The sequence below is a fragment of the Pseudomonas bijieensis genome (genome assembly GCF_013347965.1).
In the GTDB taxonomy this organism is placed as follows: domain Bacteria; phylum Pseudomonadota; class Gammaproteobacteria; order Pseudomonadales; family Pseudomonadaceae; genus Aquipseudomonas; species Aquipseudomonas bijieensis.
Window position 1 is genome coordinate 2,445,436 of the sequence record NZ_CP048810.1, and the last position, 12,776, is coordinate 2,458,211.

The window sequence follows — 12,776 nt, forward strand, 5'->3', positions numbered from 1 at the left end:
TGTCTACGTAATGACGGACGTTGCGACGCGATTACAGGTTCTGCGTAACGAACGAGAGCATCTGGTCGGCGGTGGAAATCACCTTGGAGTTCATCTCGTAGGCACGCTGGGTGGTGATCATGTTGACCATCTCCTCGACGGTGCTCACGTTGGATGTTTCCAGGGTGTTCTGCAGCGTGGTGCCGAAACCGTTCAGGCCCGGGGTGCCGACTTGCGGCGCGCCACTTGCGGCGGTTTCCAGGAACAGGTTGTTGCCCACCGCTTGCAGGCCGGCCGGGTTGATGAAGTCGGCGGTCTGCAGGTTGCCGATCACCTGGGCGGCCGGGTTGCCCGCCACGGTGATGGATACGGTGCCGTCACGGCCCACGGTAAAGGTCTGGGCATCGTTCGGGATGATGATGGCCGGCTCCAGGGCGAAACCGCTGGCGTTGACGATCTGGCCATTGGAGTCGAGGTGGAACGTACCGTCACGGGTGTAGGACGTGGTGCCGTCCGGCTGCAGGATCTGGAAGAAACCGCGACCGTCGATGGCCATGTCCAGCGGCTGCTCGGTGGTTTGCAGGCTGCCGGCGTTGAAGTTTTTCTGGGTGCCGACGATGCGTACACCGGTACCCACTTGCAGGCCCGACGGCAATTCGCTGTCCTGGGTCGACTGGGCACCAGGCTGGCGTTTTACCTGATACAGCAGGTCCTGGAACTCGGCGCGATCACGTTTGAAACCCGTGGTCGAGACGTTCGCCAGGTTGTTGGAAATGGTCGTCAGGTTGGTGTCCTGGGCGGACAGACCTGTTTTGGCAACCCATAGAGCCGGAAGCATTCGATTCTCCTCGTACGCCTGTTTTTCGGCGCGACGCTTTAATTAATGGTTAGATCTGCAAGACCCGAGCCATGGCCTCGTCGCCTTCTTTGGCGGTGTTCATCATCTTGACGTGAAGCTCAAACTGCTTGGCCAGGGCCAGCACCGAGGTCATTTCATCCACGGCATTGACGTTGCTCGCCTCCTGGAAACCCGACACCAACTGCACGTTGGCATCGATGGGCGCCGGCTGGCCGTCCTTGGTACGGATCGAACCGTCCAGGCCCTTGGTCATGTTCTTGAGATCCGGGTTGACCAGCTTGATGCGGTCCACTTCAGCCATCACCCGCGGGCCTTCGCCCATGGCACGGATGCTGATGGTGCCGTCCTGGCCGATTTCGATTTTCTGCTCGGGCGGCACGGCGATCGGACCGCCGTTGCCCATCACTGGCATGCCGTTGCCGGCCCGCAGCACGCCCAGGGCGTCGACGTTGAGGCTTCCTGTGCGCACGTAGCTTTCGCCGCCGTCAGGGTTCTGCACGGCCATCCAGCCTGGGCCGCTGACCGCGACGTCGAGGTCACGACCGGTTTCCACCAGCGCCCCCGGGGTGAAGTCCGTGGCAGGCCGTTCGGACAGGGCAAAGGCCCGCGCCGGAAAGCTGTCGCCAAACACCGGCATCGAGCGAGCCTGCTCCAGGTCTTTCTGAAAACCATTGGTGGAGATGTTCGCCAGGTTGTTGGCATGGGCCCGTTGCGCCAGTGCGTTCTGGCTGGCGCCGGTCATTGCCACATAAAGGTACTTGTCCACTGTCGTTCCTCTGCATGCCGGACGTTTGCCGCCCACTGCTGTGTTGCACAGCCTTAAGCAATTTGCAGACCAACTTTTTTCTGGCGCCTCGCGCCCCGGCAAACAAGGGGTTCAGGGTTGTGGAAGGGATTTTTGAAATGTGTCGAAGACGAAAAACCGGCGGTGTTGTGCCGGTTGGAGGCAATGCTTGTCCTTGGGTAATGGCCACTGCCGTCATCGCGAGCAGGCTCGCTCCCACATTGGACCTCCAGTGCTCCTGAGATTTGTGAGCAATCAGTAACCTTGTGGGAGCGAGCCTGCTCGCGATGAGGCCCGCATGGGCACCGAGAGCAAGCAGCTATGACTCGCTTTTACCGACCTCATACTCCCGCAACTTATTGGCGATGGTGGTGTGGGAAACCCCCAGCCGCTTGCCCAATTGCCGACTGCTGGGATGTTCGGAGTAAAGACGTTCCAGCACCGCTTTCTCAAAACGCCCAACGATCTCGTCCAATCCGCCCTCGAGGGAAAAATCGCCAAGGGGTTGGCGCACACCATAGTCCGGCAGGCGAATATGCTCGGCTTTCACCGTCCCGCCGTCGCACAGGGAAACGGCCTGGAACAACACGTTTTCCAACTGCCGGACGTTGCCCGGCCAGTGGTAGTGACTCAGACGCTCCATCGCCGCCGGCGCCAGCCTGGGCAGCGCACAGCCGATCTGGCGGCTGGCCTGGTCGAGGAAATGCTCCACCAGCGGCGCAAGGCCATCGAGGCATTCGCGCAGCGGCGGGATGTGCAAGGAAAGGACGTTCAAGCGGTGGTACAAGTCCTGACGGAATTCTCCCCGGGCACAGAGTTCGGACAAGTCCACCTGGGTAGCGCAGATCACCCGGACGTCCAGGTACACCTCTTCATCGCTGCCTACGCGACGGAAGCAACCGTCCTGCAGAAAGCGCAGCAGTTTCACTTGCAGGCGCGGGCTCATCTCCCCGACGCCATCGAGGAACAACGTTCCCCCGGCAGTCAGTTCCAGCAGGCCAAGCTTGCCTTCGGCCCGGGCACCTTCGAAAGCACCGGGGCCGTAGCCGAACAGTTCGGTCTCGGCCATGGACTCCGGCAACCCGGCACAGTTGAGCGCCATCAATGGCGATTGCCCGCGCGGACTGGCCAGGTGACAGGCGCGTGCCAGCAATTCCTTACCGGTGCCGGTTTCGCCTTCTATCAACAGCGGCGCGTCCAGCGGTGCCATACGCCGGGCCTCACGCACTACCGCCGCCATCACCTTGGAACTCTGGAAAATACTGTCGAAGCCACGCAGCTCCTGTTTGCGCACGTTATAGATTCGCTCGCCGACCCGGTCGGCCCGGTGCAACGTCAGTACCGCGCCGGCCATGGCCTCGCTGTCGTCGTGCTCCGATTGCAACGGGGCGATGTCGGCCAGGAACACATCGCCCTTGACCTTGACCCGCAGCCCGTTGATCCGCGACTGGTTGGCGCGCACCAGTTCAGGCAAATCGAAATCCTCGGCGTAGCGGGACAGTGGAATCCCGGGCACCTCATCCACCCGCACCCCGAGCAACTGCGCCGCCGCCCGGTTGGCCGCGACGATGGAACCGCCCATGTCGATGGACAGCACCGGAAACTCCAAGGCACCGAGCAGGGCATTGAGCTCCATGTGCCGACGCTCGCTAGGCATTAATCCTACGCGCTTGACGCCAAATACCCCGGCGATGCCTTCGAATTTCGGACGTAGCGCCTGGAACTGAATGTTGATCAGGTTCGGGCAATGCAGGTAGATCGCGTTGCCATGCTCACCCCCGACCTCGCCCCGGGCAACGTTGATGCCGTACTCCACCAGCAGGTTGAGGATGTCTCGCAGGATGCCGATGCGGTTTTGGCAATGGACTTTGATGCGCATGAAAAGGCCCGATATCGATGTGTATGCAAGCATGGGGAGGAGGTTGCTGCGCAGCCAGCGCAAGCAAGCTTCCTCGCCACAAGGTTTTCTGCATGGCAGCGCAAATAAACGTCAAGATTATGTGACAGCTGTAGGCCATTTCCCAGCTGAAAATCTCGACAACACTGGAGTACCGCCCAATACGTAACGAAAACTTTACGAATTCATGCCTTTATCGCAATCCATCCCTTCGTCTGCCTGCTGCACACATCCCTGCTTCGAGTTATCTCTAATGCATCGCTGGACATAAAAACAAACAGCCTTCCCCCCTGAGGGAAATCAGCAGGAGAGCAGCATGAAGCAGACGCAGTACGTGGCCCGCGAGCCCGATGCGCAAGGTTTTATCCACTACCCCGCCGAAGAACATGCGGTGTGGAACACGCTGATCACCCGCCAGCTGAAAGTCATCGAAGGCCGCGCGTGCCAGGAATACCTGGACGGCATCGACAAGCTTGGCCTGCCCCACGACCGTATCCCGCAACTGGGCGAAATCAACAAGGTGCTGGGCGAGACCACGGGTTGGCAAGTCGCCCGGGTGCCGGCCTTGATCCCCTTCCAGACCTTCTTCGAACTGCTCGCCAGCAAGCAGTTTCCGGTAGCGACCTTTATTCGTACCCGCGAAGAACTGGACTACCTGCAAGAACCTGACATTTTCCACGAGATTTTCGGCCACTGTCCGCTGTTGACCAACCCCTGGTTTGCCGAATTCACCCACACCTACGGCAAACTCGGCCTACAGGCCTCCAAGGAAGAACGCGTCTATCTGGCGCGCCTGTATTGGATGACCATCGAGTTCGGCCTGGTGGAGACCCCGCAGGGCCGGCGTATCTATGGTGGCGGCATCCTGTCTTCGCCCAAGGAAACCGTTTACTGCCTGTCGGACGAGCCTGAACACCAGCCTTTTGATCCGTTGGAAGCGATGCGCACGCCGTATCGCATCGACATCCTGCAACCGGTGTATTTCGTGCTGCCCGAGCTCAAGCGCCTGTTCGACCTGGCCCACGAAGACATCATGGGCATGGTCAAGCGCGGTCGGGAACTGGGCTTGCACGCCCCGAAATTCCCACCCAAGGCAGCGTGAACCGCGTCTTTTAATCTCAATTGAGTCTGTTGCACAACGCGGCTTTGCTTTAGCGTGGGTGCATCGACGTTTTTCAAATATTCGATCCAGGAACACACCATGAACACTCTGAACCAAGCCCATTGCGAAGCCTGCCGCGCCGATGCCCCGCAAGTCAGCGACGAAGAACTGCCGGCGCTGATCAAGCAGATCCCCGACTGGAACATCGAAGTGCGCGACGGCGTGATGCAGCTGGAAAAAGTTTTCCTGTTCAAAAACTTCAAGCACGCCCTGGCCTTCACCAACGCCGTCGGTGAAATCTCGGAGGCCGAAGGCCACCACCCAGGCCTGCTCACCGAATGGGGCAAAGTCACCGTGACCTGGTGGAGCCACTCCATCAAGGGTCTGCACCGCAACGACTTCATCATGGCCGCCCGCACCGATGACGTGGCCAAGACCGCCGAGGGCCGCAAGTAATGCATTTCGATGCCATCGGCCGAGTACCCGGCGACCCGATCCTCGGCCTGATGGAGGCCTACGGCGCGGACAGCAATCCGAGCAAGTTCGACCTGGGCGTGGGTGTCTACAAGGACGCCCAGGGCCTGACGCCGATTCTTCAATCCGTGAAGCAGGCCGAACAATGGCTGGTGGATCGCCAGACCACCAAGACCTACATCGGCGGCCATGGCGACCCCGCGTTCGGCCAGTTGATCAATGAACTGGTGCTGGGCACCGACTCGCCGCTGATCAGCGCAAAGCGCGCTGGCGTCACCCAGACACCGGGCGGCACTGGTGCCCTGCGCCTGAGTGCCGACTTCATCGCCCAATGCCTGCCTGGCCGTGGCGTCTGGCTGAGCAATCCGACCTGGCCGATCCACGAAACCATCTTCGCCGCGGCTGGCGTCAAGGCCAGTCATTACCCTTATGTGGGCGCCGACAACCGCTTGGATTTCGAGGCGATGCTGGCGACCCTGAACCAGGCGCCCAAAGGCGATGTGGTGCTGCTGCATGCCTGCTGCCACAACCCCACCGGCTTTGACCTGTCCCATGAGCAATGGCGCCAGGTGTTGGAAGTGGTACGCAGCCGCGACCTGCTGCCGCTGATCGATTTCGCTTACCAGGGCTTCGGCGATGGGCTGGAGCAGGACGCCTGGTCAGTTCGGCTGTTTGCCGATGCGCTGCCGGAAGTGCTGGTCACCAGTTCCTGTTCGAAGAATTTCGGCCTGTACCGCGACCGCACCGGTGCGTTGATCGTCTGCGCCCGGGACGGTGAAAAACTGCTGGACGTGCGCAGCCAACTGGCCAACATCGCCCGTAACCTGTGGTCGACGCCGCCGGACCATGGAGCGGCTGTGGTGGCGACCATCCTCGGCAATCCGGAACTCAAAAGCCTGTGGGCCGATGAAGTCCAGGCCATGCGCCTGCGCATCGCGCAATTGCGCAGCGGCTTGCTGGAGGCCCTCGAACCCCATGGCCTGCGCGAGCGCTTCGCCCATATCGGCGTGCAACGCGGGATGTTCTCCTACACCGGCCTGACGCCGGAACAGGTCAAGCACCTGCGCGAACGCCACAGCGTCTATATGGTTGGCACCGGCCGGGCCAACGTCGCCGGCATCGACGCCACGCGCCTGGACCTGCTGGCCGAGGCGATTGCGGACGCGTGCAGATAACAATCTTAAATAGCCGAACACATCCCTGTGTGGTGCAGGGATAGCTGTGGCGAGGGGGGATTTATCCCCGCTGGGCTGCGAAGCAGCCCCTAAACCCGCCACCTCGGAGTGTCAGGCTGCCTCTTTCCAGGCATCTTGGGGCTGCTGCGCAGCCCAACGGGGATAAATCCCCTCGCCACAGAAATCCCCTCGCCACAGATAAGTCCTCTTCACTGCAGAAGCTGCGCCAGACGTCAGACCTGCGGGCCCGTCCACTCGCGGACAAACTGCCCGACATCTTCCTGCGGCGCCGTACGCGCTTCTTTCTGCGGCGTGCCGAGGTAGAGGAAGCCAATGACCTCTTCCCCGTCTTCAAGGCCAAGCCCCCCTGGCCACATGCGGCGAGTACGCCAGCTCACCGGTACGCCACACGCCACCAATCCCTTGGGCATAAGCCGCCAGCAGGATGCCATGGGCCGCACAGCCGGCTGCCAGCAATTGCTCGGATTTAGGGATCTTGAAATGGTCCTGCAGACGGGCAATCACCACCACGACCAGAGGCGCGCGCAATGGGCCATTGAGAGCCTTTTCCACGATCGCGTCCGGTACCAGCGGGTCACTGAACCGCGCCGCTTCGGCCAGCAGCTCGCCCATGCGATGCCGCGCCTGCCCTTCGACCGTCAGAAAACGCCATGGGCGCAACTGGCCATGATCCGGCGCCCGCATGGCCGCGGCGAACATGAGTTCGCGCTGTTCGGACGTGGGGGCCGGGTCTACCAGGCGCGGGACGGAAACACGGTTGAGCAAAGCGTCGAGAGCCTGCATCGGCCACCTCCTGAAAGAATGTCCGGCTATTCTAGTGGCTGTTTGGCGAGTTCGTTAGTTCAAATTCCGTTGCCACGCGCCCGCGCCCCGCAAGCGCCGCCGGGTGCCGGTTTACATGACGCTTGCCACAGGTAGAATGGCGCCCTTCCCTTTCAGCCTGAGCGGACTTCATGGCGTTGCCGACCCTGCGGATCATTGGTTTCATCATCGGCATCTTCCTGATCACCCTGGCGATCTTCATGGTCGTGCCCATGGCCACCCTGGTGGTCTTCGAGCGCACCCACGAGCTGCCGTCGTTCCTGTGGTCGAGCATGATCACCTTCCTCGCCGGCCTGGCCCTGGTGCTTCCCGGGCGCCCGGAACACATCCACCTGCGCCCGCGCGACATGTACCTGCTGACCGTCAGCAGTTGGCTGGTGGTGTGTATCTTCGCCGCGCTGCCGTTCCTGCTGACCCAACACATCAGCTATACCGACTCGTTTTTCGAAAGCATGTCCGGCATTACCGCCACCGGCGCCACAGTCCTCAGTGGCCTGGACAACATGTCCCCGGGCATCCTGATGTGGCGCTCGCTGCTGCACTGGCTCGGCGGTATCGGCTTCATCGGCATGGCGGTGGCGATCCTGCCCCTGCTGCGTATCGGTGGCATGCGGCTGTTCCAGACCGAATCGTCGGATCGTTCGGAAAAAGTCATGCCCCGTTCCCACATGGTGGCACGGCTGATCGTGGCGTCCTACGTGGGCATCACCATTCTCGGCACCCTGGCGCTCTGGTGGGCCGGGATGAGCCTGTTCGACGCCATCAACCATTCGATGTCGGCGATCTCCACCGGCGGTTTCTCCACTTCGGACCTGTCCCTGGCCAAATGGACCCAGCCAGCCGTGCATTGGGTCGCCATCGTCATCATGATTCTTGGCAGCCTGCCGTTTGCCCTGTACGTCTCGACGCTGCGGGGCAATCGCCGGGCGCTGATCAAGGACCAGCAGGTGCAGGGGCTTATCGGCGTGCTGCTGGTGACCTGGCTGGTGCTCGGCACCTGGTATTGGGCAACCACCGACCTGCATTGGCTGGATGCCCTGCGGCACGTGGCGCTGAACGTGACGTCCATCATCACCACCACCGGCTTCGCCCTGGGCGACTACAGCCTGTGGGGAAACTTTTCGCTGATGCTGTTCTTTTATCTGGGATTCGTCGGCGGTTGTTCAGGCTCGACGGCCGGCGGGATCAAGATCTTCCGCTTCCAGGTCGCCTACATCCTGCTGCGGGCCAACCTTAATCAACTGATCCACCCTCGTGCAGTGATCAAGCAGAAATACAACGGTCATCGCCTCGACGAAGAAATCGTCCGCTCGATCCTCACGTTCTCGTTCTTCTTCGCCATCACCATCTGCGTGATCGCCCTGCTGCTGTCGCTGCTGGGCGTGGAATGGATGACGGCGCTGACCGGCGCGGCCAGTACCGTGTCGGGCGTCGGCCCGGGGCTGGGGGAAACCATCGGGCCGGCGGGCAATTTCGCACCGCTGCCGGACGCAGCCAAGTGGATTCTGTCGGGGGGCATGTTGCTGGGCCGTCTGGAGATCATCACAGTGTTCGTGCTGTGTATCCCGGCGTTCTGGCGTCACTGACCGGTGCAGGCTGGCTCGCCAGGCGTGCCCGGTATTCACCAGGCGTGGTGTCGAACCAACGGCGAAAGGCCCGGAAAAAATTGCTCGGGTCAGCAAACCCCAGCAGGTAGGCGATTTCCAGCAACGTCATGCCCGGCTGCGCCAGGTACTGCTCGGCCAGTTCGCGCCGGGTGTCTTCGAGCAGGTTCTGGAAACTCGTGCCCTCCTCTTGCAGGCGCCGCTGCAAGGTGCGCTGCGACAGGTGCAGCGTCTGCGCCACCACGTCACGCTTGGGCTCACCCTGGGGCAACAACCGGCACAACACCTGTCGCGCCTTGTGGGTCACGCGGCTTTCCGAAAAGCGCGCGAGGTACTCACCGGCAAACCGGTCGTGAAGCTGCGCCATGGCTTCGTTGGCCGTCGGCAGTGGCGCCTCCATGTCGGTCGGTTCAAAAATCAGCGCATCATAAGGCGCGCCGAACACCAGCGGCGCGGGGAAGGCTCGGTGATAAGGCCCCAGGTCCAACGGCTCGGCCCCCTGAAACAGCACCTTCACCGGGTGCAGGGTACGCCCGGTCAACCAACTGCACAGGGCCAGCGCACAGGCCAGGGAGGCTTCGGCACTTTGGCGAGTGGGGGGCAGATGGTCGCCATGCACCGTCAGGATCAGCCCGTAGCCTTCTTCCAAGCGACGAAAACTCAAGTCGGCGCTTTCGGCAATGATCCGCTGGTAACGCACCAGCCGCTGGAAGCCCTCTGCCAGGGTGCGACTGGACATCAAGGCATAGCCAACCACATGGAACGAGGCCGGACGCACCACTTTGCCCATGTTCAAGCCAATGGCCGGGTTACCCGACAACTCGACCGCCCGTTGCCAGAGCCGCGTCATCGAGTCCTGGGGGAAACGGGCATCCGGATCGTCCAGGGCCTCGAAGTCCAGCCCCAACTGCTTGAACAGCGCCCGGCAATCGACGCCGTCCATTTCCAATGCCTTGACGATCCCCATCGCCCAGCTTGAAGAAGTCGTTCGTTCGCTCATGACGTTTTTACTTGCATGACGAGCCGCAGGGTACGGCTGGATTGGCGAAGGATAGCAGTGTCTTTCATTACAAAAACAAGGGGTATTTGTAACACAGGACACTAGAGTGGCGCCCATTGTCACTAGCCGCTGTCCATGATCGCTCTAGACTTCAATAAACAACAATGACCACAGAGCTCGCAGTCGTGGAAAACGCCAGACGATTCAATACGTTCACTGAGTTCTACCCGTATTACCTCAGCGAACACAGCAACAGCACCTGCCGACGCCTGCACTTCGTCGGTACTTCCCTGCTCTTTGTGATTCTCGCCGTAGCGCTCGTCGCGGGCACCTGGTGGTGGTTGATCGCCCTGCCCGTCGCTGGCTACGGCTTTGCCTGGGTCGGGCATTTTTTCTTCGAAAAGAACCGGCCTGCCACGTTCCAGCATCCGTTCTACAGCCTGCTTGGCGATTTCGTCATGTACCGCGACATGCTGCTGGGCAAGGTGGCGTTCTAAGCGTTGAATGCCCATGAGCCAAAGGACCCTCGATGAATACGCATGCACGCTTTACCCACATGCAGGACGGCACCCAGGAAGACTGGGCGATCATCGCAGCCGATTTCAGCGCCTACGCGCGACAGTTGCCGGGCCGGATCCTGGCCCACTTGAAATTGCTGGACGGCGACTTCGGCGGGTTCCCGATGGATCGCCTGACCCATTCCCTGCAAACCGCCACCCGTGCCTACCGCGACGGGCGCGACGAGGAATACGTGGTCTGCGCCCTGCTTCACGACATCGGTGACACCCTGGGCTCATACAACCACCCGGATATCGCGGCGGCGATCCTCAAGCCATTCGTCAGCGCCGAGAACCTATGGATGGTGGAGAAACACGGGATTTTCCAGGGCTATTACTTCTTCCATCACCTGGGCATGGACCGTCACCTGCGCGAGCAGTTTTGCGAACATCCGCAGTACCAGGCGACGATCGACTTTTGTGCGAAATATGACGCGGCGGCGTTCGATCCGAAGTACGACACACTGCCGTTGAGTTTCTTCGAGCCGATGCTGGAAAGGGTGTTTGCCGCGCCGAAGCAATCGATCTACAAGGCGGCGATGGCTGACGACACACCAGCCTGACAGATCCAACAAACCCGTGGCGAGGGAGCTTGCTCCCGCTGGGCTGCGCAGCAGCCCCCAAAAACAGGGCCGCTGCGCGCCCCAGCGGGAGCAAGCTCCCTCGCCACAGGGGTTATATGTTTGCTTGAGACGGTGTCAGGCCGGCCTAGGCAGGTTCGGTCACTTTCAACTCAGCTTTGACCAACGCCTCCCGCGCCTGGGCCTCCGCCAACCGATACAACTCGATCGACCCATCCCAGTGCTCGATCAACGCCGTGCACGACTCGACCCAATCACCGCAATTGAGGTACTCCACCTCGCCCACCCTGCGCATCTCGGCATGGTGGATATGCCCACAGACCACACCGTGCAGTTCGCGCTTCACGCATTCATGGGCGATAGCTTCTTCGAAATCGCTGATGAAGCTGACAGCGGTCTTGACCTTATGCTTGAGGTACGCCGACAACGACCAGTAACCGTAGCCGTAACGGGCCCGCCAATGGTTGAGCCAGCGGTTCAGCGTGAGGGTGAACTCGTAGGCCGAATCGCCGAGGAACGCCAGCCAACGGTGGTAGCGGGTGATGACATCGAACTGATCGCCATGGATCACCAACAGGTGCCGACCATCGGCGGTGACGTGCACCGCTTCGTCCACCAACTGGATATTGCCCAGGATCAGCTTCGAATAGCGCCGCAGGAACTCGTCATGATTGCCGGTGACGTAGATCACTTCGGTGCCGCGCTTGCTCATGGTCAGCAAGCGGCGAATGACGTTGGTGTGGGCCTGGGGCCAATACATGCCACCGCGCAGTTTCCAGCCATCGATGATGTCTCCTACCAGGTAGATCTTGTCGGCGTGGTAACCCTTGAGGAACTGCGACAAGTGCTCGGCCTGGCAATCCCGGGTGCCCAGGTGCACATCGGAAATCCACAGGGTGCGAACACGCTGTTTGCGGCTGGGTCTGGCGAGCTCGGCGCTGGTCATTGGGCAACCCTCTGATCGTTTTTGCCACTGTGCACGCCAGCGGTTAATGGCCCATGACAAACACAAGTCCATTGCATGACAGCGCCGGGCGTTGCGCCCTCGGTGTATGCTGGCGGCCTGACACGGGAGACCGCGATGAGACCGATCCTCACGCTACGCCACTACAGCCACGACTTGATCGTCCACAGCCATGACCATGCCCAATTGGTGTTCGGGTTGTCTGGCGCACTGGATTTCGAGGTCGAAGGCCAGGGCAGCCAGGTGGTGCAACAAAGCTTCGTGGTGATACCGGCCGGTGCGCATCACGCCTGTGGCAGCCCCCATGGCAGTCGTTGCCTGGTGCTGGATGTGCCCAGTGATGATTGGGTCGGGCAATGCCTGGGGGATCACGCAGACGCCAGCCGCCGCTTGCTCGACGACACCGCGCGCCTGCCCCTGGATGCGGGGCAAAGCCAGTTGGTCACCTGGTTGGCCGGCAGCCCGGTGGACGACCCGGTGATCGCCCAGCAAGGCGCGGTGCTGCTGCTGGCGAGTCTCAATGGTGCTCGCCAGGAAACCCTCGGTGGCCGGCGCCTGCCTTATGCCGCACTCAACGCCCATATCGACCGGTACGCGGCCTATCCGCTGCAAGTGGCGGACCTGGCGCAGGTCGCCGGTCTCTCCAGCGCCCGCCTGCATGCGCGCTTCGTCGCCGAGTGCGGGCAAACCCCGATGGATTACATCCGCAGCCGCCGCTTGCACAAGGCCGTGGCGTTGTTGCGTGATTCGCAATTGCCCATCGGCGAGATCGGCCAACGGGTCGGCTACAGCTCCCAGAGTGCCTTCGCCGCAGCGGTACTGCGCGAATTCGGCGTCTCGCCGGGCAAGCTGCGGCGTCAGCGCTAGATTCGCGCTAAAAATCGCTAGGATCGCGACAGACAGAAGCGCTCGGCAACAGGTTCAATACCCTGACGCTCAACCGTTGGACAAGGATTG

13 protein-coding genes and 1 pseudogene are annotated in these 12,776 nt (G+C 61.4%); 8 read left to right on the forward strand and 6 right to left on the reverse strand.

Annotation, left to right across the window (positions count from 1 at the left end; all coding sequences use genetic code 11):
- Positions 1 to 31 precede the first annotated feature (31 nt).
- The 3 genes from flgG to GN234_RS10565 form a co-directional block, all read right to left on the reverse strand.
- The gene (gene flgG / locus GN234_RS10555; protein WP_053146447.1) at positions 32 to 817 is read right to left on the reverse strand and encodes a flagellar basal-body rod protein FlgG; all 786 of its coding nucleotides are present in this window, start codon (positions 815 to 817) and stop codon (positions 32 to 34) included.
- A 49-nt stretch (positions 818 to 866) separates the two neighbouring features.
- Positions 867 to 1,604, reverse strand: coding sequence for a flagellar basal body rod protein FlgF (locus GN234_RS10560; protein WP_060738660.1), 738 nt, complete (start codon positions 1,602 to 1,604; stop codon positions 867 to 869).
- A 337-nt stretch (positions 1,605 to 1,941) separates the two neighbouring features.
- Positions 1,942 to 3,501 (reverse strand): sigma-54-dependent transcriptional regulator, encoded by a 1,560-nt coding sequence (locus GN234_RS10565; protein ID WP_176688432.1) that lies wholly within the window; start codon positions 3,499 to 3,501, stop codon positions 1,942 to 1,944.
- On the opposite strand from GN234_RS10565, the gene GN234_RS10570 reads away from it, so the two are divergent.
- The 4 genes from GN234_RS10570 to GN234_RS10585 all read left to right on the forward strand — a co-directional run bounded on the left by GN234_RS10570 (position 3,500) and on the right by GN234_RS10585 (position 6,270).
- A complete protein-coding gene (locus tag GN234_RS10570; protein ID WP_146206829.1) occupies positions 3,500 to 3,688 on the forward strand; it encodes a hypothetical protein in 189 nt (62 codons plus the stop codon). The genes GN234_RS10565 and GN234_RS10570 overlap by 2 nt on opposite strands.
- A gap of 147 nt (positions 3,689 to 3,835) precedes the next feature.
- Positions 3,836 to 4,621, forward strand: a complete 786-nt coding sequence (gene phhA, locus GN234_RS10575) for a phenylalanine 4-monooxygenase (RefSeq protein WP_053154874.1) — start codon at positions 3,836 to 3,838, stop codon at positions 4,619 to 4,621.
- Positions 4,622 to 4,720: 99 nt separating this feature from the next.
- Positions 4,721 to 5,077, forward strand: coding sequence for a 4a-hydroxytetrahydrobiopterin dehydratase (locus tag GN234_RS10580; RefSeq protein ID WP_109751326.1), 357 nt, complete (start codon positions 4,721 to 4,723; stop codon positions 5,075 to 5,077).
- A complete protein-coding gene (locus GN234_RS10585; RefSeq protein ID WP_176688433.1) occupies positions 5,077 to 6,270 on the forward strand; it encodes an amino acid aminotransferase in 1,194 nt (397 codons plus the stop codon). Before GN234_RS10580 ends, GN234_RS10585 begins: the two co-directional genes overlap by 1 nt.
- A gap of 233 nt (positions 6,271 to 6,503) precedes the next feature.
- Here the strand turns inward: GN234_RS10585 and GN234_RS10590 are convergent.
- Positions 6,504 to 7,074: pseudogene (locus GN234_RS10590) on the reverse strand (NAD(P)H nitroreductase).
- A 170-nt stretch (positions 7,075 to 7,244) separates the two neighbouring features.
- On the opposite strand from GN234_RS10590, the gene GN234_RS10595 reads away from it, so the two are divergent.
- Positions 7,245 to 8,699 carry a TrkH family potassium uptake protein gene (locus tag GN234_RS10595; RefSeq protein ID WP_176688434.1) on the forward strand — a complete coding sequence of 485 codons (1,455 nt, stop codon included), beginning with the start codon at positions 7,245 to 7,247 and terminating at the stop codon, positions 8,697 to 8,699.
- Here the strand turns inward: GN234_RS10595 and GN234_RS10600 are convergent.
- A complete protein-coding gene (locus tag GN234_RS10600) occupies positions 8,656 to 9,717 on the reverse strand; it encodes an AraC family transcriptional regulator (protein ID WP_163854879.1) in 1,062 nt (353 codons plus the stop codon). The two genes, GN234_RS10595 and GN234_RS10600, sit on opposite strands and share 44 nt — an antisense overlap.
- Before the next feature lie 185 nt (positions 9,718 to 9,902).
- On the opposite strand from GN234_RS10600, the gene GN234_RS10605 reads away from it, so the two are divergent.
- Both GN234_RS10605 and GN234_RS10610 read left to right on the forward strand, forming a co-directional pair.
- Positions 9,903 to 10,214, forward strand: coding sequence for a DUF962 domain-containing protein (locus GN234_RS10605; protein ID WP_109751825.1), 312 nt, complete (start codon positions 9,903 to 9,905; stop codon positions 10,212 to 10,214).
- Between the two features lie 32 nt (positions 10,215 to 10,246).
- On the forward strand, positions 10,247 to 10,837 hold the full coding sequence (locus tag GN234_RS10610) for an HD domain-containing protein (RefSeq protein WP_176688435.1): 591 nt from the start codon (positions 10,247 to 10,249) through the stop codon (positions 10,835 to 10,837).
- A 145-nt stretch (positions 10,838 to 10,982) separates the two neighbouring features.
- Here GN234_RS10610 and GN234_RS10615 read toward each other — a convergent pair whose 3' ends face one another.
- The gene (locus tag GN234_RS10615; RefSeq protein ID WP_176688436.1) at positions 10,983 to 11,801 is read right to left on the reverse strand and encodes a UDP-2,3-diacylglucosamine diphosphatase; all 819 of its coding nucleotides are present in this window, start codon (positions 11,799 to 11,801) and stop codon (positions 10,983 to 10,985) included.
- Positions 11,802 to 11,936: 135 nt separating this feature from the next.
- On the opposite strand from GN234_RS10615, the gene GN234_RS10620 reads away from it, so the two are divergent.
- Positions 11,937 to 12,686 carry a helix-turn-helix transcriptional regulator gene (locus tag GN234_RS10620; protein WP_109751318.1) on the forward strand — a complete coding sequence of 250 codons (750 nt, stop codon included), beginning with the start codon at positions 11,937 to 11,939 and terminating at the stop codon, positions 12,684 to 12,686.
- The last annotated feature ends 90 nt before the right edge of the window (positions 12,687 to 12,776 follow it).